The 22220-nt window shown below is 44.2% G+C and carries 15 protein-coding genes; 12 read left to right on the top strand and 3 right to left on the bottom strand.

What is annotated here, in order from left to right:
• The coding region (locus AB4274_RS04260) for a tandem-95 repeat protein (RefSeq protein WP_372111121.1) at positions 1-2030 on the bottom strand (2030 nt) is incomplete at its 3' end.
• Between the two features lie 191 nt (positions 2031-2221).
• On the opposite strand from AB4274_RS04260, the gene AB4274_RS04265 reads away from it, so the two are divergent.
• From AB4274_RS04265 to AB4274_RS04310, 10 genes are all read left to right on the top strand, one after another.
• On the top strand, positions 2222-2572 hold the full coding sequence (locus tag AB4274_RS04265; protein WP_017060458.1) for a hypothetical protein: 351 nt from the start codon (positions 2222-2224) through the stop codon (positions 2570-2572).
• Between the two features lie 12 nt (positions 2573-2584).
• Positions 2585-3934: an HlyD family type I secretion periplasmic adaptor subunit gene (locus tag AB4274_RS04270; RefSeq protein ID WP_372111124.1), complete on the top strand. Its 1350-nt coding sequence runs from the start codon at positions 2585-2587 to the stop codon at positions 3932-3934.
• 3 nt (positions 3935-3937) lie between these two features.
• On the top strand, positions 3938-6169 hold the full coding sequence (locus AB4274_RS04275; protein ID WP_372111127.1) for a response regulator: 2232 nt from the start codon (positions 3938-3940) through the stop codon (positions 6167-6169).
• Positions 6144-7568, top strand: coding sequence for a TolC family protein (locus tag AB4274_RS04280; protein ID WP_017069471.1), 1425 nt, complete (start codon positions 6144-6146; stop codon positions 7566-7568). The genes AB4274_RS04275 and AB4274_RS04280 overlap by 26 nt, the downstream gene beginning before the upstream one ends.
• Positions 7558-9144: an ABC transporter transmembrane domain-containing protein gene (locus tag AB4274_RS04285; protein WP_372111130.1), complete on the top strand. Its 1587-nt coding sequence runs from the start codon at positions 7558-7560 to the stop codon at positions 9142-9144. Before AB4274_RS04280 ends, AB4274_RS04285 begins: the two co-directional genes overlap by 11 nt.
• On the top strand, positions 9141-11279 hold the full coding sequence (locus AB4274_RS04290) for an ATP-binding cassette domain-containing protein (RefSeq protein WP_372111132.1): 2139 nt from the start codon (positions 9141-9143) through the stop codon (positions 11277-11279). Before AB4274_RS04285 ends, AB4274_RS04290 begins: the two co-directional genes overlap by 4 nt.
• Positions 11280-11387: 108 nt before the next feature.
• A complete protein-coding gene (locus tag AB4274_RS04295) occupies positions 11388-11762 on the top strand; it encodes a hypothetical protein (protein ID WP_017060464.1) in 375 nt (124 codons plus the stop codon).
• Between the two features lie 213 nt (positions 11763-11975).
• Positions 11976-15179 carry a response regulator gene (locus AB4274_RS04300; RefSeq protein WP_137002055.1) on the top strand — a complete coding sequence of 1068 codons (3204 nt, stop codon included), beginning with the start codon at positions 11976-11978 and terminating at the stop codon, positions 15177-15179.
• A 9-nt stretch (positions 15180-15188) separates the two neighbouring features.
• Positions 15189-15665, top strand: a complete 477-nt coding sequence (locus AB4274_RS04305) for a hypothetical protein (RefSeq protein ID WP_372111136.1) — start codon at positions 15189-15191, stop codon at positions 15663-15665.
• Between the two features lies 1 nt (position 15666).
• Positions 15667-16743, top strand: coding sequence for a porin (locus tag AB4274_RS04310; RefSeq protein WP_372111138.1), 1077 nt, complete (start codon positions 15667-15669; stop codon positions 16741-16743).
• A gap of 107 nt (positions 16744-16850) precedes the next feature.
• Here AB4274_RS04310 and AB4274_RS04315 read toward each other — a convergent pair whose 3' ends face one another.
• Together AB4274_RS04315 and AB4274_RS04320 are read right to left on the bottom strand one after the other, a co-directional pair.
• A complete protein-coding gene (locus AB4274_RS04315) occupies positions 16851-17909 on the bottom strand; it encodes a hypothetical protein (RefSeq protein ID WP_372111139.1) in 1059 nt (352 codons plus the stop codon).
• A gap of 87 nt (positions 17910-17996) precedes the next feature.
• Positions 17997-19328 carry an anaerobic sulfatase maturase gene (locus AB4274_RS04320; RefSeq protein ID WP_017071217.1) on the bottom strand — a complete coding sequence of 444 codons (1332 nt, stop codon included), beginning with the start codon at positions 19326-19328 and terminating at the stop codon, positions 17997-17999.
• 137 nt (positions 19329-19465) lie between these two features.
• Here AB4274_RS04320 and AB4274_RS04325 point away from each other — a divergent pair, with 137 nt between their 5' ends.
• Together AB4274_RS04325 and AB4274_RS04330 are read left to right on the top strand one after the other, a co-directional pair.
• Positions 19466-20254, top strand: coding sequence for a formylglycine-generating enzyme family protein (locus AB4274_RS04325; RefSeq protein WP_372111142.1), 789 nt, complete (start codon positions 19466-19468; stop codon positions 20252-20254).
• A gap of 165 nt (positions 20255-20419) precedes the next feature.
• A complete protein-coding gene (locus tag AB4274_RS04330; RefSeq protein ID WP_372111143.1) occupies positions 20420-22102 on the top strand; it encodes an alkaline phosphatase family protein in 1683 nt (560 codons plus the stop codon).
• Positions 22103-22220: the final 118 nt, after the last annotated feature.

Genomic DNA, 22220 nt, shown 5'->3' on the forward strand with positions numbered 1-22220 from the left:
TCGAAACTGATATCGATGTCGCCATTGAAGTTCTCATCTGGCGTAATCGTGAAACTGCCATCATCGTTTTGAGTAACGGTTGCATCACCGCCAACCGTTAGGCCGCTAGCAGTCAGGTCATCGCCTTCCACGTCAGAGGCTTGAGAAAGCAGCTGCTCTTGGCTTAGACGAATCGAACCGTCTTCATCGATTGAGTACGCTAAATCGCCTGACACAGGTGCATCATCAACCGCAGTTACACTCACATCGATGTTTGCTGACACCGTATCGGTGCCGTCAGAGACATCGAAGCCGAAGTTTACGTCGCCATTGAAGTTCTCATTTGGCGCAAAGGTGTATGTACCATTACCGTTGTCGGTAAGAATACCGTCACCGCCATCGTAGGTCACACCTTCAACCGTTAGGTTGTCGCCTTCAATATCAGTCGCACCTGTTAACAGGTCTGCATCGGTGAAGATGAGCGTGCCATCTTCTTCAACGCTGAACTGTTGATCTTGAGGTACTGGCAGGTCATTAACTGGGTTAACGGTTAGGTCAGCTGATGCTTGAACCGTATTAGTACCATCTGAGATATCGAAGCTGATATCGATGTCGCCATTGAAGTTCTCATCTGGCGTAATCGTGAAGCTGCCGTCATCATTAGCTACAACCGTTGCATCTCCACCAACCGTAAGGTCGCTAGCTGTCAGGTCATCGCCTTCAACATCTGACGCTTGCGATAGCAATTGCTCTTGGCTTAAACGGATAGAACCGTCTTCGTCGATTGAGTACGCTAGGTCGCCAGACACTGGCGCATCATCAACGGCAGTTACGCTCACGTCGATGTTTGCTGATACCGTATCGGTGCCATCTGACACATCAAAACCGAAGTTTACGTCGCCATTGAAGTTTTCATTCGGTGCGAAGGTGTATGTGCCATTACCGTTGTCGGTAAGGATACCGTCGCCACCATCGTAGGTCACACCTTCAACCGTTAGGTTGTCACCTTCAATGTCTGTCGCACCAGAAAGGAGGTCAGCGTCGGTGAATACAAGAGTTCCGTCTTCCTCGATTTCAAACGTTTTATCTTCAGGAACAGGCGCGTCATTAATCGGGCGTACCGTTAAATCAATTGCGCTGCTAATCGTTTCTTGGCCGTCACTGATGTCGAAAGTAAGGTCAAGTTCACCATTAAAATCAGCTGAAGGAACAACGGTGAAAGTACCATCACCATTGTCTTGAACTGTTGCATCATCACCAACTTGAACGTTAGAAGCAACAAGCTCGTCCCCATCTACATCACTTGCGTATTCGAGTAATTGTTCTTGAGTGAATGTTATGGAGCCATCTTCATCCATGATGTAAGCCAGATCTTGTTCAGCTTCTGGCGCATCATTTTCACTTTCCACTTTGATTTTAAACGTTTCGCTTACCGTTTCAGAATCAAAGTCATCCTCTACTTCGCTAATGGTCTCTTCGTCAGAAGCTTGAACATCAACTGCAAACGTCTCTTCTACTGTTTGTGAATCTAGCTCATCACCAACTTGTTGGTCACCCGACTCTGAAGATGTCGCACTCGGCGCTGCTGAAGTACGCGCAGCTTGGCCTTGTTCTTCATTACCTTCAGCGTCTACACCACCTGTCGCAGCCTCTGCGATATCACCACCTACAGCTTGTGCGCCCGCTCCAGCACCGCCACCACTGCCAGCAGCGTTATCCGAGCCAGCTTCAGAAGCGGCTCCACCAACTACATTGGATTGTGCAGCGTCTGAATCTCCATCACTTTCTGGCGTCTCTTCTTGCACAGCCGCACCAGAAGCAGAGGCATCTTCAGCATTACCTGCACCACTCGGATTTTCGTCTAAAGCCTGGTTAACTTCGTCTGCCGCATCCGCATTTTCAGCACCCGTCGCTATTGTCGACGCAATCGTGTTTTGTTGATTTTGTTGATTCTGTTGTTGGGAGGGCGTACCCGCGTCGTTCGTGTCCGTTTGTTCTACCGCGTCATTTAGATCTTCATTTTGGTTGTTTTGGTTATTTTCGCCTGCCATTACAGCCTCCGTTGCTACTAGCTAACTGATCGTATTTATAGAGGCATTAAAGGACATCATTTTGAAAAACCAATTTTTTTATACAACATTTTTCATAATTTCTTTTTAAAGAGAAAGAATCAAAAAAAATTTGAAAACTGCCTTTAAAGATCCTTAGTTATTGTGATTAAAGCAATTAAGGCAGTGGAGCGATGATAGACATGACGAATTTGTTGCGCTCGGTCGACAACAACCACAAAGGGCTGCAATTGCTATTAGGCGACTTTTACAATGACTTTTCTGACGCAGCCCTAAATATAGAAGCGCTTCATAACGGTAATCATTTTGATGAACTCAATAGTTACTCAAAACGATTGAAGACCATCTTAACGTTGCTTTGCGACCAAGACCTTCCGCCAAAAATGGCCAAATTGGAACACTTGAGTAGACACGAGTTTCCTGCGCCGGAAGATCTAATAGAGGATGTAAAAACTGAATTGCACAACGTCAATCGACAAATCAACCACTTGTTGGATATTAAGGAAGTAATAGATGGCAAGTAACCGAGGTCAGTCATGAGCAATAACCAAATAGAACATCACCTCAGAAAAGCACTCGTTTCCAATAACGAGGCTTCTAAGGTCACAGCTAATGACACTATTGTGCTTGCTAGTGCCATGACCAGCGTTCACAAAACGTTGCTCATTATATTCTTGCTCGCTTTGGTCGCTATTGCGGTGGCGTCACAAGCACGTATCGATATTGTTGTTTCTGTACGTGGCGAACTGCTATTGGAATCGGATGTTGAGAAAGTTCAGCATTTAGAAGGCGGGATATTAGAAGAATTGTTAGTCAGAAAAGGGGAAGTCGTTTATGAGGGCCAACCTATCGCTCGAATACGCTCACTTGACCGTAACACTCAACTTGATACCGTCAATACTGAAATTATTCAGATAGAGCTCGATAAGATTCGTTATGAAAGCTTACGCGACATGATAGAGCCTAACTTCGACGCTTTCATTGAGAAATACCCTGAGCAAGTTCAGGTCAACATGAATACCTGGAGACAAGAATTCTCTAAAAACCGTTCAAATGAAGAACTCATTACACACGATATTAAGCACAAGAACTCGTTGATCAGTTCAATGTTAAAGCGTCGCAAAAGTTCAGAGAATCAACTCTCTCTGATACGTAAGCAGCTCAACATCAAAAACACCCTCTATAAAGAAGAGATGGCGTCTTATGTCGACGTTCTTAACATGAAAGTACAAGAGTCGAATATGGTGCGTGAGATTGAGAACCTTGACGAATCTGTGATGAATGAGCGTTTCCAACTCGACAAACTGGAAAAGCAACACCGTGACTTGGTTGAGAATCGAAACTCTGAGTACCAAGCACAAATCATTCAAGCGAACAAAGACCTCAAGCTAAAGCGAATCTTACAACCGCAGCATTCCGACAAGGTTGATCGCCTAGTCGTCTACTCGCCAGTCGATGGTGTGGTCGATAAACTTCACTTCAATTTCCGTTCTGCTGTGATTCCGCCAGGAGAAAGTATCGCCGATATTGCCCCAATAAATAATTCGTTACACGGTGAAGCGAAGATCCCACGTAAAGACATGGGATTTGTCGAAATTGGTCAGGCAGTGAAAGTAAAAATGGATACCTATAACTTTGCAAAATACGGGTTTGTTGAGGGAACCATCGCCTCAATCAGCCGTTCATCATACGAAGAAGAAGACGCTGAATTCTATTTAGCTGAGATTGAAATTGACCGAAACTTTCTTGAACGAGGAGGCACTCAATACAAGTTATCACCTTACATGGAGTTTACCGCTGATGTGAAAACAGGCTCGCGTCGCGTGATCGAATACGCTGCGAAACCGGTGATGTCAGCCATCGAGGATGCTTTCGATGAGAGATAATCAATGAGCGGTAAACCTTCGTACAATATTTCCATACCCGCCCTACGTCTAAGCATACTATTTAGCGTGGTATTGGCTGCGCTCGCTTTCTATTTATACTTTTCTTGGTCAAAAATAGATTCAGTCGCACAAGTGCAAAGCGCCCCACTGCTCATACAAGCCCAGAAGCTTAATCAGACCATAGAACAAGATATTCAAACTCTGCAACAGTGTTTAAGTACCAACACTTGCGGCACTAACGAATTCAACCTGGTTAACTTGAAGCTTGAAATTAATGAATTTCGCTCTTTAGCCTCGTTGAACAAAACCGAGTTCAGCTTGGTTGGGGCAACTGAATACACACAACTGGAATTGGCGATTAATCGTTTCTCCGATAGCGCAAAAACACGTAACGACGTATTAGGCTTGTACCTTTCATTGACCAATAACTATCTGCAGATGGACGACAACTATCGCACCATGTTTAACAACCATGCAAATGACTTAATGTCAGAAAAAAACGAGTTCTTTATCTGGTTGTTTATGGTGGTCGTGATATTGGCTGTGATTACGATTCTATCCAACTCAGTTGCTATGTTGAAGCTAAAGAAATCCAGTTCTAACGAACGCGAAATCGACTATGAATTCGATGCCCTGTATCAAGAGCTGAAGCAGCTAGATTTACAACGTCTTGAAGAGCTTCTTAATGAAGTTAGCATCAACCCCAAGCAGCGTCAGATTTACTCTCATCTCAAACTTATTTTCAGTAAATTAGAAGACCAAAAGCGCAATAACGATCTCTACAAACAGTTGTATGCGCTGATCGGTTATGAGATTCGCGGAATTACAAACACCATCAACGGTGGTGTCCAATATCTGGTTCAAGAAACCGATGAAAACGGCGTGTTGATGGCGAACGATATTACCTCTGCGTGTAGCACACTATCTGAGTTAGCAGAAAACTATAATCGCTTGATATCACAGGGTACGGAAAGCAAGTCGAAAGAGTTCTCTTTACTGAGCGTGTTATCTGAATTAATGATTCATATCAGTGCCAAAGTACAACGTAATGAAAGCCAACTTGACTGTTTTATCTCTGACAACTTACCGAATCGTGTTGCAGGCCAATCCACCAGCTTATTCTGGATACTGTTCCTTCAACTTTCTAACGCTATTCAACTCAAATCAAATAAGAAACTGTTTGTAACGATTGAATCGGGTGCGGCTTCAGACATGGAAAATACCCGTGTCACCATCAACCTCAACTTCTTATCAACACTGGATGTTTCTGTTGCCAAGCTCAACAAACTCCATTGGAGCGCACACAAAGACCATACAGCCAGCACAGATGACTTAGCGAAAAGCGTTCTGAAGGATTACGGATATTACGAGAGCCACTGGTTCCAGTCAGGGGCTCAGGAACGTTTTCAGATCGAGCTTGATCTTAAGGCTAAGAACTTCCACACAGAGAAAACTCGCTTTGATGGCAAGCGTTTACTCTTGTGTGCTAATACTCAAGTTCGCATCGATGTGATGAAGAAAATGCTCAGTAACTTGGGGCTTGATATCACCGAGATTCGCACTGCAAATGAGCTTTTCTCAGCGGCGAAAACGTTCGGTGATTACGATGCGATAATGTTGACCGATACCTTTGAACCCAACAAGCTGCCGTCGTTGAGCAAGACGGTGAAATCTCAGCTTAAGAACCACCCAAATACCAGGTTACTGTTGTCAGTGACCAACACTCAGCAAGCACAAGAGTGTCATAGCTTCGTCGACAAAATCATCAACGCTCCTGCTATCCCTTACGAGTTCATTCCAAACCTACTCACCATTATGGAAGCGGAAGCATCGGAAGAACAGATGGAAAACAGCTCATTCCTTATCGTAGAGGATGACCGAGTTCAACAAATTTTACTGAAACGAATCTTGACCAAACAAGAATATGAACCAGACATGGTTGGCGATGGCGCCGATGCCGTGAAGCACTTTATGAACAAGCGTTCTGACATCATCTTCATGGATTGCATCATGCCGGGTATGGGTGGCATCGAAGCCACAAAACGCATTCGCCAATTCGAACAAGAAAACGAGAAAAACCCTTGTACCATCATAGGTGCAACCGCATTGACCAGCAGTAACGAACACCAGGCTTGTATTGAGGCCGGAATGGATTACGTAATCAGCAAACCTTATAAAAGCGACCAAATCATCAAGGTGATCAACAAGTATGTGGCGGTACAAAAACTTAACTAGCAGCATCATAGCTGCGCTTACATTAAGCACGACACCTTCAGCATCGGCGACTACCCTGCTTGAAGCGGTAGAGCTCGGCCTGCAAAACAGCCTGTCTCTTCGCGCTAGTGATAAGGGCGTGGAAGAAAACGAGTACAACATTGGTATCAGCCGCTCAAAATTTCTTCCTTCCCTCAATGGTGCTGCCGATACCACATGGAATGAAAATGAAACCTTGCTATCAAGTGTGCCTGATGAAACTTCAAGCTATAACTCGAACAGCTACAGCCTTTCCCTTTCTCAATCGATCTTCAATCTGGGCGATATTTTCAAATATGGGACGGCAAAGCTCGACTTCAACATTGAAGAGATTAAACACGAGAACAAAATCCAAAGCACTATTTCAGAAATCGGCTCTCAATACTTTGAGTATTTGAAAAACAACGCACAAATTAAAGCGACCAAGGTAGAGCTTAAGTCGTCTGAGACGCGTGAACATCAAATGCGACGCAATGTGGAACTCGGCAATACAGCCGCCAGTGAGCTTTACGAAGTGATTGCTCAGAAAGAAGGTGTGTCGAATCGATTGAGAACCTTGCAGAAAGACCGTCGCGTCATTCTCAACGGGCTATCGATTCAGATTCAATACCCTATCACTCCGTCTCAAGATATCTACGAAAGTGTGCCTTTAAAAGAGATAAACGAAACCGAACAACGATCAATCATGGATCAAGCGTTAAAGCTCAACAACGACTTGTTAGTGGCTAAGAAAAACGTCGAGAGAAGCCGCAGAAGCTTAAAAGAGAGCGGTTCGAACTTCTTACCGACAGTATCGCTTTCAGCCAGCTATCGACACGATGACGCCAATAACTTCGACAAAACCGACATTACAGCGACAGGCGAAAGTAACTCAACCAGTGTTGGGTTAAACCTAGCAGTTCCTATCTTGTCTGGTGGCTCTGATTACTACGGCTATCAAAAATCATCGACGGCCATCGAACGTACTGAGCTGCTTTACCAAGATTCGCTTTACACCACACGTAACAGTGTGAATACCTCCGTGCTCAACATTAACGATTTCTCGCAATCTATAAGCAGTTACGAAAACATCATTCGCGCCAACTACGCGTCTTATAAAGGGATCCAAAGAGCCTACCAATTAGGCACGCGTACCATCACCGACTTGCTGGCGGCGGAAAGTAAGCTGTTCAGCGCGTTAAGAGACTATGAAAGCGCACGATACGACTACATCATCGAGACCATCAAGCTTGAGCAAATTAAGGGAATACTCTCAATTCAATCTATCGAAAGCGTGATGCAATTAATGAGTGATATTGAAGGTCGCGACAATCAAGATTTGGTGCCAAAACATCTTCTCTCAACGGAGTCATTGAGAAAAGGAGGTCACAATGCAAACTGAGCAGTTTTCGCAAAAGATCAACATGGCAGATAAGTGTTATCTGACTTTCTCAACGATAATATCGACCCTGTTTGGTTTGGTACTGCCCTTCTCTATTCTGATCATTTTTGACCGAGTGTTACCCAACCAAGCACAAGATACGCTGTTCTTATTGTTCGCGATTATTTTGATTTCCATCTTCCTCGACTACCACTTAAAAAGTCAGGAAGAGAAGATATCTTCCGTTATCATGAGGCAGTTTGAAACCAACCTAACCAACAAGGTATTCCAATCCATCTGTTTGGCGGAAATATCTAAATTCCGTCGTTTGGAACCAGGCGAATACCTAGAACGAATCTCAACCATTCCTGAACTTAAGACCTTCTTTGGTGGAGAATCGGTTCGAGCGCTTATCAACCTTGCTGTTAGCGTGATTACTATACTTATCATCGGTCTCATTAACATATGGGCTGGTATCACCCTTCTAATTGCCTCGGCTGTCTTAGCGATTTTCGCTTGGAGTCTTTCCAAACAGAAAATTGGTAGCTTGCAGAATAAGTCAGACATCGAAGGGTTAACTACCTCCAAAATCATTGAGATCATCTCTAGCCCGCTTGATATTAAAGCGCGAAACATGGAGTACCGCGTTGAAAGCCTGATGACACAAATGGTCGAAGAGCGTGAAGTGGAGAACATCAAATATGAGCAAATCGAGTCGAACTTTGGCTTGATTTTGGCGCTCATCCAACAGCTATCCATTGCTTGCGTTGTTGTGGTCTTGGCGACTGCCGTAATCAATATGGAATCGAGTCAAGGCATCATGGCCGCGATCATCATGCTAACCAACCGTTACTTTGCGCCATATCAACAGGTAATGAGAACCGCGAGCCGCTGGGAGTTAAACAAACTCCATATCCAACGTATCGCTGACCTCCTTGAATTGGCCGCCTCTGTTGAACACCAACATGAAACAACAGAAGTTGAACGTATTTCGGTTAAGTATTCTGAAAAGCAGCGTATCGAGTTCGAACTCGGACAAGCCTATTTGCTGACAGGGAAAAGTGGTTCAGGTAAGACCCACCTCGCTAACTGTATTACGCGTCAGAACAGTGATAGCAAACTCGATATCATGATTAACGACACGCCTTTGGATGACGTCAATTACAACGTTTGGCGTAACAGTGTTCTGATGGTTGATAAGACCAGTTCGTTCGTAGAAGGGACGATTATCGATAACCTCACCTGTTTCCGCCCAAGCTTGAATAACACGGCGTTTGCACTGTGTGAAACCATGAACATCAAAGCTCAAATTGATGGGCTTTCTGCCGGTTTTTATACAGAACTCAAAGGCCATATGCGTAACCCATTCTCACGCCAAGTTGGCTACGCCCTATTATTAGTTCGCGCCCTGCTCGCCAGTAAGCGCGTATTGATATTTGATGACATCGACTGTGTGTTTGATGAGGAATTTGCACGAATGGTTCTCACCAGTACGGCTTATCGAGCCAACGACAAAATCTTGATCATCGCCAGTAATAAAATGGACAAGCTTAACCATCGCCTCAAACGCGTAAAACTTACCGGAGGTGACCAATGAGTATCTTAGTCGACTTCAATAATGTACCGCAACGTGTCTTGGATTTTGAATCCAGCGGATACGACGAACGTTACAGTCAATCGCCACTTATCCGCGGTTTGGCCTACACCTTGATAGCACTCGAATGGGAAGGCACACCCGCGATACTCAGCGATGCTTTTATTCCGAAACACAAAGACAGCGACAGCTTTACAGCAACCATAGAGCGTCTTGGGTATCGCTGTGATGTGACCAAATTAAAGACACTCGATAATATAGATAAACACCCTCAGCCATGCTTTATTGAAATAGAGAATCTAAGTGCGATTTTCTTAGGCACCAAAGATGGAAAGTTGCTGCTGTTTGATTACACGAACAACAACACCATTGAATACCCAATGTGCAAAAAGCCCTGTTTGCTGATTGCGATTAGCGAATATTCTCGTCTGTTCCGCGAGCCACCTCCGGAATCGCAAGACAGAAGCAATTGGATTAAATACGCTTTCTATCGTTATAACAATGAACTTAAAAGCCTGATCATTCTCAGCTTCGTCATCAGTATTCTCGGTGCATTGCAGCCATTCTTTATTATGAGTGTATATAACTTCGCACTGACTTCGAGCTCCGAAGCCACACTCTATTGGCTAACCTTATTCGCCATTATTGTCGGCTTCTCTGAATACTTCTTTAAGAAAATGCGGGTCAACATCATTGCCACTTCCGGTAAAGACCTCGCCGTGCACATCTCGCAAGCCGTTATATCTAAATTGCTTTGGCTACCCTATGCGATGACATCTACTGCTGGGGTCTCTTCTCAGCTAGCTCGTTTGAAAGATATCGATACCTTCCGACGCTTGGTGACTGCCGAATCGACGCTCAGCTATTTTGATATGCCGTTTGTGATCGTATTTATCATCGCCATTGCTCTGATGTCTGGTACAGCGGCATTAGTGGTGATGGGTGGTTTAATCCTGATGTTAGTGTTCTGTATTTACTCTCGCTATATCTACTCGCAAGCCACATCCAAAAGTTCGCGCGCCAATGCGATGGTCTCGTATCAATGGAACGAAATCCTTCGTGGTATCAAAACAATCCAAGGCCTGCCTTTACTTCGTGTCGTTCAATCTCGATTCAGTGCATCGCATATGCAAAGCACCAGCGATGCAGAGAACGTTGCCGTGACTAACAGTAAGATTCAGGCCGCTGGTGGCAGTTTGATTCAAGTGATTGGTACAGCAAGTATCGTGACCGCGGTAATCGGCGTGATGGAAGGTACTTCTGATGCGGGTGCCATGCTCGCAACCGTTATTTTGGTTTGGAAAGCGTTAGGCCCAATCATGGGTATCTATAACTCAATTTCCAAGTTCCAATCGATCAAAGCTTCATCAGCACAGATAAACAACCTGATGTCGATGAATGACGACAAATTGACCTTAGAAAAAAGCCCACCTATTCGCCTGTTCCAAGGAAGCATTGTGGGCAGCGGAGTCAGTCACCGATATGCAGGAGCCGCAACGGGTTTAACTAACTTGGGGTTCAAAATCCCACCCAGTGCCAAAGTGGTCATTTGTGGCCCTACGGGCTGCGGTAAAACCACCTTAATTTCAATCATTGCTGGGTTAGAAGACCGCTATCAAGGCGCTGTATCTGTCGATGGTTACAACATTAAACAGTTCAATAGCTACCGTTATCGCACGTCGATTAACTACATCCCTTTCAATTTGCATATTTTTGAAGGCTCACTTGAGACCAACTTCATTTTACACAACGGACTGATTCCAACAGACAAGATGCAAGAAATGATCAGCTTCTTCGAATTAGATGAATGGCTTCCGGAAGGCTTGGCTACTCAGTTAAGCGTGGATAAATGCAAAAGTCTTCCGAATGGAATTCAACAAAAACTGCGTCTGGTACTTGGCCTAGGTAACTGTGAGCAATCTCTGATTATCATTGATGAACCGTTCAACGGTGCAGAGCAAGAAAACGCTCAATACTTTAATCGCCTGTTCTCCGATAAATTGTTGAATAAGACCGTGATTTTTTCGACTAACGACCCTGGTTTGATCGCAACATCAAACATGAGTTTAGTGTTAGAGCCGGATGGAAATTTGAAATATTTTGGCTTAACAGACAAATACTTAAACAGCTTAAGCTAAAACCTCAACGCTTAATCACAATTCGCTATTTAGGGAAATGGATATAATTGACAAATTCATAAGCGGGAGGGATGATTCGCCCCAATACCACAGGTAACAAGGAAGAATATGTACACATTCGTTGCAGACAAGCTTGATGTAGCTTACTTATCCGCAATTCCTGAAAACCACCAACTTCAGGAGTGCGATGTACCTGAAGAAGAGATGGAGCTTCGAGAGATCGTTGAGGTTTGGTATGAGTCTGCCTTCCTACCCGCTTTCAATCTTCAGAAAATAGACATTGAGAACAAAGCAGAGCTCACCATCGTACAAATGCACGTATTCAGCAATGATACGAGCACACTCGCCTTCCTACTAAAAAACAGAGTGTATCGCGCCGCACTTAACAGAATGCTCGGTATTTGGACATTAGAACCCTCTGCAAAAACCGTATTAGAGCAACTTCTTTTCGAATTAAGCCTCGATAACAATCGTCCTCATTAGTAAGCTTTTTAAGTGATTCATCAATAAGAATAAAATTAAACAAACTGCCAAACGCTATAAATTACTAATAAAAGAACGCATTTCAAAATAAGCTCTGGAATCACAAGAACTTATACCTCTCCCACACTTACGTAAAATTTACCGTTTCAAAGTTTCCATATCGGCATTTTTATTCTACTGTTTTTATATAACGACAGTTGGATGGATCCTTATATGGCGATTACGGTTTGGAATAACCTTTCAGTCAAACATAAACTCTTTGGCTTAGTTCTACTTCCCATTTCATTATTACTCTTCCTAGCAGGTAGACAGGCTTATATATTAACGACTCAGTTAACCGATTTTGAACGAACCAATCAGTTATCTGTCTATCTTCAAGATATTTCTATTTTGTATAGAAGTACCTTAGCCTCTAGCCCTGAAGAGTTTGCTACTCAAAGCAACCAAGTAAAGGCAGAACTTAAAAACCTGTCTCCCATCATTTTTTTAGACGCATCTGGTGAAATGAATCAACTTGTTGCCGATTTCAGCGAAGCGACCTTATCGACGATGCAAGTGACTGACACTTACGATAAATTGGATGCCCTCGAATGGCAGAGCGATTTATACAAGCAACTGTTACTTGAAGTAGAGAAAGTCCCTTTTGAAAACACTAAACGTGAAATTCAACAGCACCTCACTGCCCTTCAACAACTTGAGTGGTTGATGTTTTGGTCGAACGAAGAGTTCAAGCTTGGTAGTTCACTGATTGAGATCTTCCAAATCAGCCAAGAGTACGACCCAGAACTCGCCGAACAGATCAAAACCTTGAGTGAAAGACAGCAATTGTTCTTAGAGCGCTTTGTTTCATTGAACGCCAACGAACATCAAGTTTCTTTGATGGTTGAAGTGTTTCGAAATGATGTGTTCGCTCAAAGCCAAGAGATAAGAAGCGCGCTACTCGACCTAAATACAATCAGCCAACTGACGCCACAAGAAGTGTCTGTCGGCTTAGAAGCGATGAGCGCACGGCTCAACTTATTACAAAGCCTTGGCGGCGTAATCAAGCAAGAGTTTCAACAAGAAGTTGAGCAAGCCATCTATGACGCGCAAATACAACGAACCCTGTTTATTTCAATCGTCGCTTTGCTGGCAGCGATTGTTATGGGTTTAACTCTTAGCTTGGCGAGACAAGTCACTAACAACCTTAATTTGGTGTTAGCTTTCTTAAAAAGCGAAAATGATGACACGCGCCCTTCTTTAGATAAATTAATCCAAGGTAAAGATGAACTCAGTCTGTTTGCTCAGCAAGTTGAACGATTGACCATCGAACGAGAGCTCGCGAAAGAGAGATTGACGGTAGCAAAAGAAGACGCAGAGAGAGCCAAAGAGGATGCCGAACACGCGAAAGACAACGCAATACAAGCCAGCAAAGCAAAAAGTAGCTTCTTGGCCAACATGTCTCATGAAATTCGCACCCCGCTCAATGGTGTTATTGGTATTTCTGAGATCTTGTCTGATACACCGCTGACACCAACACAACGCGATTATGTCGATACCATTGAGACCTCTTCTCAATTGCTATTAAGCCTTATCAACGACATTTTGGACTTCTCTAAGATCGAATCTGGCATGCTGTTGATCAGCCCTCATTCAGCATCAATTCGAGAATCGATTTACGACATAGCCTCTATTGTGGCACCAAAAGCGAAAGAACAAAGAATATCGATTAACGTTGATATCAGCCCTGATACACCGGCACGCGTGATGATAGACGATCACCGTTTAAGACAGATCTTGATGAACTTTATGTCGAATGCGGTGAAGTTTACGGCTGAAGGTGGCGTCACATTATCAATTCAAACGCTCAACAAAGCAGATAACAATGCCACCATTCGATTTGCTGTACGAGATACGGGTATTGGTATCGATTCACTGCAACAAAAACAGATATTTGAACCGTTCGCTCAAGAAGACGATTCAACCACACGTCAATTTGGTGGTACTGGTCTTGGTCTAGCCATCAGTACACAGTTGGTAGAGCTGATGGGTGGTCAAATTCAACTCGACTCCGTCAAAGGTGAAGGAAGCTGTTTCTACTTCGACTTGGTATTGCCTGTTGACTTGATACTGCCAAAACCAAGTACAGCAACGGCTGATATTTATGTGCTGGGTAACGAAAACATGCTCTCCGAGCGAATCGAGTCCGACCTTAACCTTTATGGTTTGAAGGTTACCGATAAAACGAATGATATAACGGCAATTACAGAGCAGCTCTCCACTCAAAAACACACTAAACCTATTACTGTTGTTTTCGCCGAAGATGACGCATTCCTAGCTAATACCCACGCAGATAACTTAGAAAAGCTGCACCAAAACGGCATCACTATCTGTTTGATACGTTCCTTCTTAAGTGAGCCAGCGGATCTTGGTGACAGCGTTACTGCACAAGTCGCACAGCCCCTACTCGGCTTGCGTTTAATTAAAGCTATTGAGCTTTGTGATACACGAGGTTTGGCGGAACTATCAGAAGCAAGCCAGACATCAGTCGAGATCCAACACAAAATCCTCATCGTTGAAGACAACAAGATCAACCAAAAAATTGCTGGTCTTCATGTCGGTAAAAGTGGTTTTGAATTCGAGTTCGCTAATAATGGTCAAGAAGCTGTGGACATGTTCACCGCAAATCCTCATTACGCGGCGATACTCATGGACTGCATGATGCCGGTTATGGATGGCTTTGATGCAACAAGCAACATCCGAAGAATTGAAAAAGAAACAGAAGCGACGCGACGCATCCCTATCATTGCATTGACCGCCAGTGTCATCGATGACGATATTCAGAGGTGTTTCGACGTTGGTATGGATGACTATGTACCAAAACCATTCAAGTTCGAAATGCTTAAAGAGAAAGTACTCACCGCGGTAGAAGCTATGCCACTACCAGCTTCCTATAAAGCTCAACCTAAGAAACAACCTGCAACTGTCACTCCAATTATCAACGGGGCTGCGACCAAACGTACTTTGCCTGAAGAAGCGGAACAAAACGCAATTCCGAGCAAATCAGAGAGAATCTTGCTAGTCGAAGACAACCGCGTCAATCAAAAAGTAGCTTCTATCATGCTGAAGAAGGCCGGATATGCCTTTGAAATTGCAGACAACGGACAAATTGCCGTTGATATGTACCAGAACGACAGTAGCTTCGACATTATTTTGATGGATTGCATGATGCCTGTTATGGACGGTTTCACGGCAACTAAGGAGATTCGAGAACACGAGAAAAACCAAGGCTTAAGCAAAACTCCTATTATCGCGTTAACCGCTAGTGTTATCGATGATGATATTCAAAAGTGCTTTGATTCCGGAATGGATGGGTACGTAGCGAAGCCCGTAAGAAAAGAAAAACTGTTCCACCAAATAGAAAGTGCGACTTGTTAGGAGAAACCAATGGATTGGATCAAAACAATTAAAACACTCTCGTGCAGAGCGCTGCTACCCGCAGTGATAGGGTTGTTAGGAAGCTTACTTCTTCTCAGCCCCGCTCATGCCGCTAAAGATTATGCCATATTTTCTTTAGACTCCGGATTTGAAGAGATATCAATAAACAAAGCGCGAAAGCTCTATAGAGGGAAAACTAAGCACCTCAATGGCAAACGTGTTGAACTGTCTGATTGGCCTGAGAACAGTGCCGAAAGAGAGGACTTTTATCAGCTTTTGCTTGGAAAAAATGCCGCTCAAATGAATGCACACTGGGCTGGTTTATCTTTTTCAGGAAAAGCGCGTTATCCAAGAGAAATCAAAACGGCGTCAACCGACAGCTTAGTCGACTGGCTTGATGACAAACCAAACCGTATTGGTTACTCCCCACTCTCTTCGGTTCCTCAAAATGCCAACGTTCTCTACGTTATAAGTTCGGAGAAATAATATGAAAAGAATAATTACGTCAGTGTTATGTGCCTCAATGGCCTCTCCGGCTTTTGCGAATATCGAACTTACCGATAATTTATCCTTGAGTGGCTTTGGCTCAACGTCTTGGGCAACATCGGATAACGATAATCCATTAATCATCAACCGCGGTTTTACTGATGATAGCTGTTACGACTGTGATACCACATTTGGTGTTCAACTCGATTACTTCTACAACTCATTCAAAGCTTCCGTGCAAGTTGTCAAGCCACCCCAATATGATTGGAGTGAGCCGCAGCTAGAGTGGGCTTACTTAGGTTATGAATTTAATGACTTTGATGTCAGCATTGGTCGATTACGACTGCCACTGTTCCTTGCCTCTGAGTACTACTATGTAGGCCAAGCCTATATGACCGCGAGGCCACCTACAGAGGTGTATAACAGCGTTCTCGGAATCACAGCTTTCAATGGCATAAAAGTGAGCTGGACTCACGATGTCAGTGACGAAGCTACTCTTTTACTTACTCCGTTTATCGGCATAAAAGATAAAAATGACGTAGATTTCAACTCGACTACAAAACTGGAATTTGAAACCAACCGAATGTTCGGTGCCAATCTTCAATTGAGCGGTGAAAACTATCGTTGGAACTTGTCATTCCTCGACTCCAATTTTGATCAAACCGTTTCTGGCACGATTACAATCCCTGGGACTTCGATAACAGCTCCATTCAGTAGCAAACAAGACAACCAACACATTCAACTTTGGTCATTAGGAGCAGAATACGAACTGGGTCAATTTGTTTTGACAAGTGAAGGACAGATCAGTGACATCTCGTCCTCGATATATGCCAGTCTTGGATACCATTTGGGGTTATTCACTCCTTACGTCGTTTATGGCGCACAGTTTGATGATCATGAACATTTAAACGGCAATAGCTATCTCATCGGTGTTGATTATGACGTGCTACCAAATATCTCATTAAATGGCGAAATACAGTACTTTGAATCAAGAAAGTCTAGAGGAGCATTCATTGACCAACCAACAAATGATACTGATGCCATGCTCTACACCATCATGTTGAGTTTTGTTTTTTAACTCGAATTCAAATCGATGGTCACTCTCAGCAATTAAGACCCAAAAAAGCCAGTCGAATTTTTCGACTGGCTTTTCATAAGCGGCTTATCTATTTACTCATTCAAATATTATGAGCTTGGCGCTACTCGCTTCTCTTTAAGCTGCTCAATAACATAGTCAGGAGCTACTTTACCTAGCTCATCTAAGCAATCATCGGTCTTTTCATTTCCGTAGCGCACATAGATATCGCATACCGCGTATAGCTGCTCTGGAGAACCAGAGATCAAATATGCTTTCTCGAACGATTTAGTCGACTTGTCGATATCCAACTCTTCTTGTAATACCCCATTTAGGTACCAGTAGTAGCTGTTATCTTTCGCTAGCTTCGCAGCCACTTCAATCTCTTTGGCTGCCGCAGTTTTGTCTTCAAGGCGAACCAGAGTCAACGATTTCGAATAATGCAGAGCGGCGTTGTTTGGCACGCTCTCCAAACCACGATCTAATACTTCGACTGCTTGCTTATCTTTGTTCTGAGCTCGAAAATTATCTGCGTAGCTCAACCAAACTTGCGCTTCTTTTGGATGCGTATTGATCAGCTCTAGATAAACCGTTTCCGCCTTATCCCAGTCATTGTGCCAACGAAGCACATCAGCAAACAGTAATTGGTACTTTTCAGATTCTTGCGTTTCCAAGAAGCTAATAAGCTCTATGACTGGTGGTTCAATTTGTGCTTTCTGCTCGTCATCCAATGCATTGAAGTCACGGACTAGGTTTGACGTTGCCGTATGGCGAACCATGGTATCGCTGTCTTTTAGCAAGGGTGAAACTAACGCCCAGCGATGTTCAAGTTGGTAAGGTTCAGAACCGATAACCGCCGCTTCACGAACTTCAGGGTTTTGATCTTTTAAGCCTCTTGCCACCGCCACCAGCGCATTTTGGCTTGGATATGAAGCAAGCTCTTGCAGTGCACCAGTACGATTTTCAACAGATTGATTCTGATCTTGTGCCATGTAAGACAACTGTTGAATGCGGGTTTGAGTGTCCGTCATTTCAAGCACTTGATTGATATTTTGTGCTGGCGCGTCAACCGTTTGTTGAACGCTATTCGCAGCCATCGCAGACGTTGAAATTAATGCGGACGTTGAAATCAATAAAGCAACAGCCGTCGCTAAACTCTTCTTCATCATAGTATTACCTTAAACTGGAGAACTTAGCCTGTCCTTAGACTCGTATCTGATTAAATTTATCTTGGACCTGTTGATCCAAAGAACGAGTTAAAACTTGGTCTCGAACGTAGCTTGTTGCGCCTGTTTTGCTCGATGCGCCATCAATACTGAGTCGCTGAATTTACCATGAGCAACCGGATGCCCCATCGCGCGAGCGATGTACGCCATCGACTTATCGACATGAGAAAAGAACTTATGCCAACCTGCACATAAGTAGTTCAAGCCCGGTTCGCCTGCACGAGTTTTGATAAAGCGGTTCTTAGGGCACTCACCATGACAAGCGAACTTGTAATCACACTGCTGACATTGACTGGTCAGTGTGCGGGATTTAGCAAAACCAAACTTTTGCTGTGGTGCGCTGTACGCCAAATCATCAAGTTTCTCGTGATGAATATTGCCAATTTTGTACTCAGGGTAAACATAGTGGTCGCATGAGAAAACATCGCCATTTGGCTCCATTGCCAAACCCTTTCCGCATATCTCGTTCAAGGTACACAATGGGTTCGGACGCCCAATCCACGTTTCTAAACTTGCTTCAAAATACTGAACAAACACCTTACCGATGTCGTTCTTAGCCCACTCATCAAATACAGAAATAAGGAAATTACCCCAAGCCAAATCCGACACACACCACGATTCCATGATCGAATCTTTATGGCCGGGGATCAGGCGTTTGTCGCCTTGTTTGAGCTGTTCGCTCACTTGGGATGTTTGTGGTGCAACCGTTCGGAACGTTTTCTGTTCAACGATAGGAATAAACTGCATTTGCGGTGACTTCACAACATCACGTAGGAAGCGATAGACCTCAAGTGCATTTTGACTGGTGAGGTTATTCACACAGGTAAGCGTTGCGAACTTCACTTGGTGTTTGTGCAGCAGCTCCACAGCCGCCATCACTTGTTTGAATGTGCCACGGCCAGCTCTGTTAACACGATAGGCATTGTGCAGCATTTCGGGACCATCAATACTCAAACCGATCAGGAAGTTGTTCTTCACAAGAAACTCCGCCCAATCATCATTCAGCAAGGTACCATTGGTTTGTAAATCGTTTGAAATCAATACACCTTCAGGTTGGTACTTTTTCTGTAGCTCAACCACGCGTTCAAAATACGCCAAACCTAGCATTGTCGGTTCACCGCCCTGCCATGAGAAGATAATTTCTGGCGTGTTTTGACCTTCGATGTATTGTCGGATGTAGGTTTCTAACGTCTCATCATCCATTCTTGGAGAACTGCCTTTCTTGTACTCCAACAAATCTTGCTTACTTAGGTAGTAACAATATTTACAGTCAATGTTGCATGCTGCGCCAATCGGCTTAGCCATGACATGCAAGCGCTTAGACGCTTTACCGTTATATTGTGGACCTTGAGTAATATGCATGATTTACCTACCTATTTTAGTATTCTGGACCCATCATAATTCCTATTCGAACAGGTGACATGTTATACCCTTTATAACCAATAGGAATGACCTTAAACGTTAGAATTAGACCCTATTTCGAACATCTGAGGCACGTGATGAAATTTCTTAATTACAAACAGTTAGCAACAATTAGCAGCGTCACCATGACTATACTTCTGAGTGGCTGTGCAAGCGTGCCTACACACCCCATCGCCCAACAAATTGACCAAGAGATGGTGTTGGTTGAAGGCGGCACATTCACCATGGGGTCGAACGGTCCAGAAGCGACCAAAGCAGAGCGTCCTGCACGTAATGTAACTGTAGATAGTTTCTATATTGCGAAGTTTGAGGTGACTCAAGAATTGTTCGAATCGGTGATGGGTTCATCTCTCAGTTATTTCCAAAACCCACAAGTTCCGGTCAATAACCTTAGTTGGCAGCAAGCAAACTATTTTGTTGAGCAGTTGAATGAATTAACGGATGAAGAATACCGTCTGCCTACTGAAGCTGAATGGGAATTTGCAGCCAAAGGTGGCAATAAAAGTAAAGGCTATACTTACAGTGGTTCCAATAACTTAGATGATGTTGCGTGGTACTCAGCAAATTCTAAAAATAGCGCACATCCAGTCGGGCTAAAGAAACCAAATGAACTAGGCTTATATGACATGACAGGAAACGTGGGCGAGTTTGTTATCGATGCCTTCGATGACACCTTCTACCGATTCGGTCCAACAGACAACCCTAACAACGCAAAACACAGCGACGTCGGTTTATCACACAAATCGGTTCGCGGTGGCAGCTTTGCTTATGACGAAAATGAATCTGAAAGTTACCGTCGTGACTTCGCAAGCCAATCGATCACTATGTCAGATATGGGGCTGCGTTTAGTTAAGGATGTGAACTAGCTAACGAAGCGAACTAACTAAAGATGCCGAAGGTTATGGTTCACTAATCGTCACCAACAATACTAAAAATACGATTCGCACTGCACACACGTTACAAATCTGGCCAAACGTTGGAAACCTGACCAAACATTAGAACTCAGCGGCAACAGTGAATAAGGAAACTCTATGCAATACACCAAGCTTTCAGGACTAACCCTCGCGTTACTCTGCGCTCTCCCAGCTTCAGCTGAGGAAAAGCCAAATCTAGTCCTTCAAATCACGGTAGATGGCCTGCGCGCAGATCTAATCGAACGATATAAGCACAACTTCGGTGAAGGCGGTTTCCGGTACTTAATGGATGATGGTACCTACTACACCAACGCAAACTACCAACATGGCAACACGGAAACGATCGTGGGCCATGTGTCGCTTGCAACAGGTGCTCCACCGAGCGTACACGGCATGGTAGGTAACGTTTGGTATGACCGTAGCGAAGAACGTTTGGTGTATAACGTAGAAGACGGTAACTACCAAATGCTGACCTCTGGTGCAGGTGTCGATAAAGCAACAGAGATCGACCCAACGCAGAAGACAGCACAAGGCGATGGCCGCTCTCCAGAGCCAATACTCTCCACCACGTTTGGTGACGAACTGACGATTTCCAATAGTGGCAAATCAAAAGTATTCGGTGTATCAGTGAAAGACCGCGGCGCAATCTCATTGGCAGGACACAGTGGTAAAGCCTTCTGGTTCTCCAAAGCACAATCGGAGTTTGTCACCAGTAACTATTACTATGACGAGTATCCAGATTGGGTATCACGCTGGAACGAGAAAGCGATTGCTGCTCAGTATTCCAAACAGAAATGGGAGCTGTCATTACCGCGTGATAAGTACACGTTGCAAGAACACGATACCGAACACAAAGTGAAACTCGGTGACTTCCAACGCACCTTCCCTCATCCTTATGGCCCGGCAAGTTACAAGTACTACAGCACAACGCTAACCGTCAGCCCTGCTGGTGACGAAATCACGGAAAACTTCGCTAGCACCTTGTTGATGCAAGAGAAGCTTGGCCAAGGCGACGTGACCGATTATCTGTCAGTGAGTTTCTCATCAAATGACTACGTGGTGCACCTTTACGGCCCTGAAAGCCTAGAAACAGAAGACAACCTTATCCGACTTGATAAGACTCTCGCTAAGCTTTTCAAAACCGTGGATAACCAAGTCGGGCTAGAAAACACATTGATTGTGCTGTCTGCCGACCACGGTGTACCTGAATCTTCACCTGCGGCAAATGCGCTTGGTTTCAATCAAGCTCAATACTTCAATAAAGACACACTACTCTCGAGTGGTGTTGAGAAACGATTGAAGGATGAATTTGGTTTAACCAAAGACGCGATTCGCTTGTACGCACAACCTTACATCTATCTGAATCATGATCTGATCGCTGAGAAGAAGCTTGATCTGGCTAAGGTCCAAGAAGCTATTGCGGATGAAATTGCAAAAGTGAAAGGTGTTGCGTTTGCTGTATCAAGTAGTGACATTGCGGCTAACCGAGTACCGGATACGCATGTGATGCAGCTAATTAAAAACAACTACCACCCTGCTCGTTCTGGCGACGTGTACGTAGTATTTGCACCGCGCAGCTACATTAACGACATGGAAGGCCTCCAAATTGCCTCTACACATGGTTCTCCGTGGAAATACGACACTCATGTGCCTGTGATCTTTGCAGGCTACGACGTTGAAGCTAAGAATGTATCGCGACCAGTGACGCCATATGACATTGCGCCAACGCTTTCGAACAAACTGGGTATCACCCAACCAAGCGGGTCAATCGGAGAAGTGCTGCAAGAGATCACTGAGTAGACTCAATCTCTAAGGTTTCGTGAGCTAGATTTCGAATCCAGCACCCACTCAATAAAAGAGCCGTTTATCTGTTTCTGACTCACTAGGTCGAAACAAATAAGGTTCATCGCGGATTAGC

It is taken from the genome of Vibrio sp. 10N.261.55.A10, assembly GCF_041470825.1.
Lineage (GTDB): Bacteria > Pseudomonadota > Gammaproteobacteria > Enterobacterales > Vibrionaceae > Vibrio > Vibrio crassostreae_C.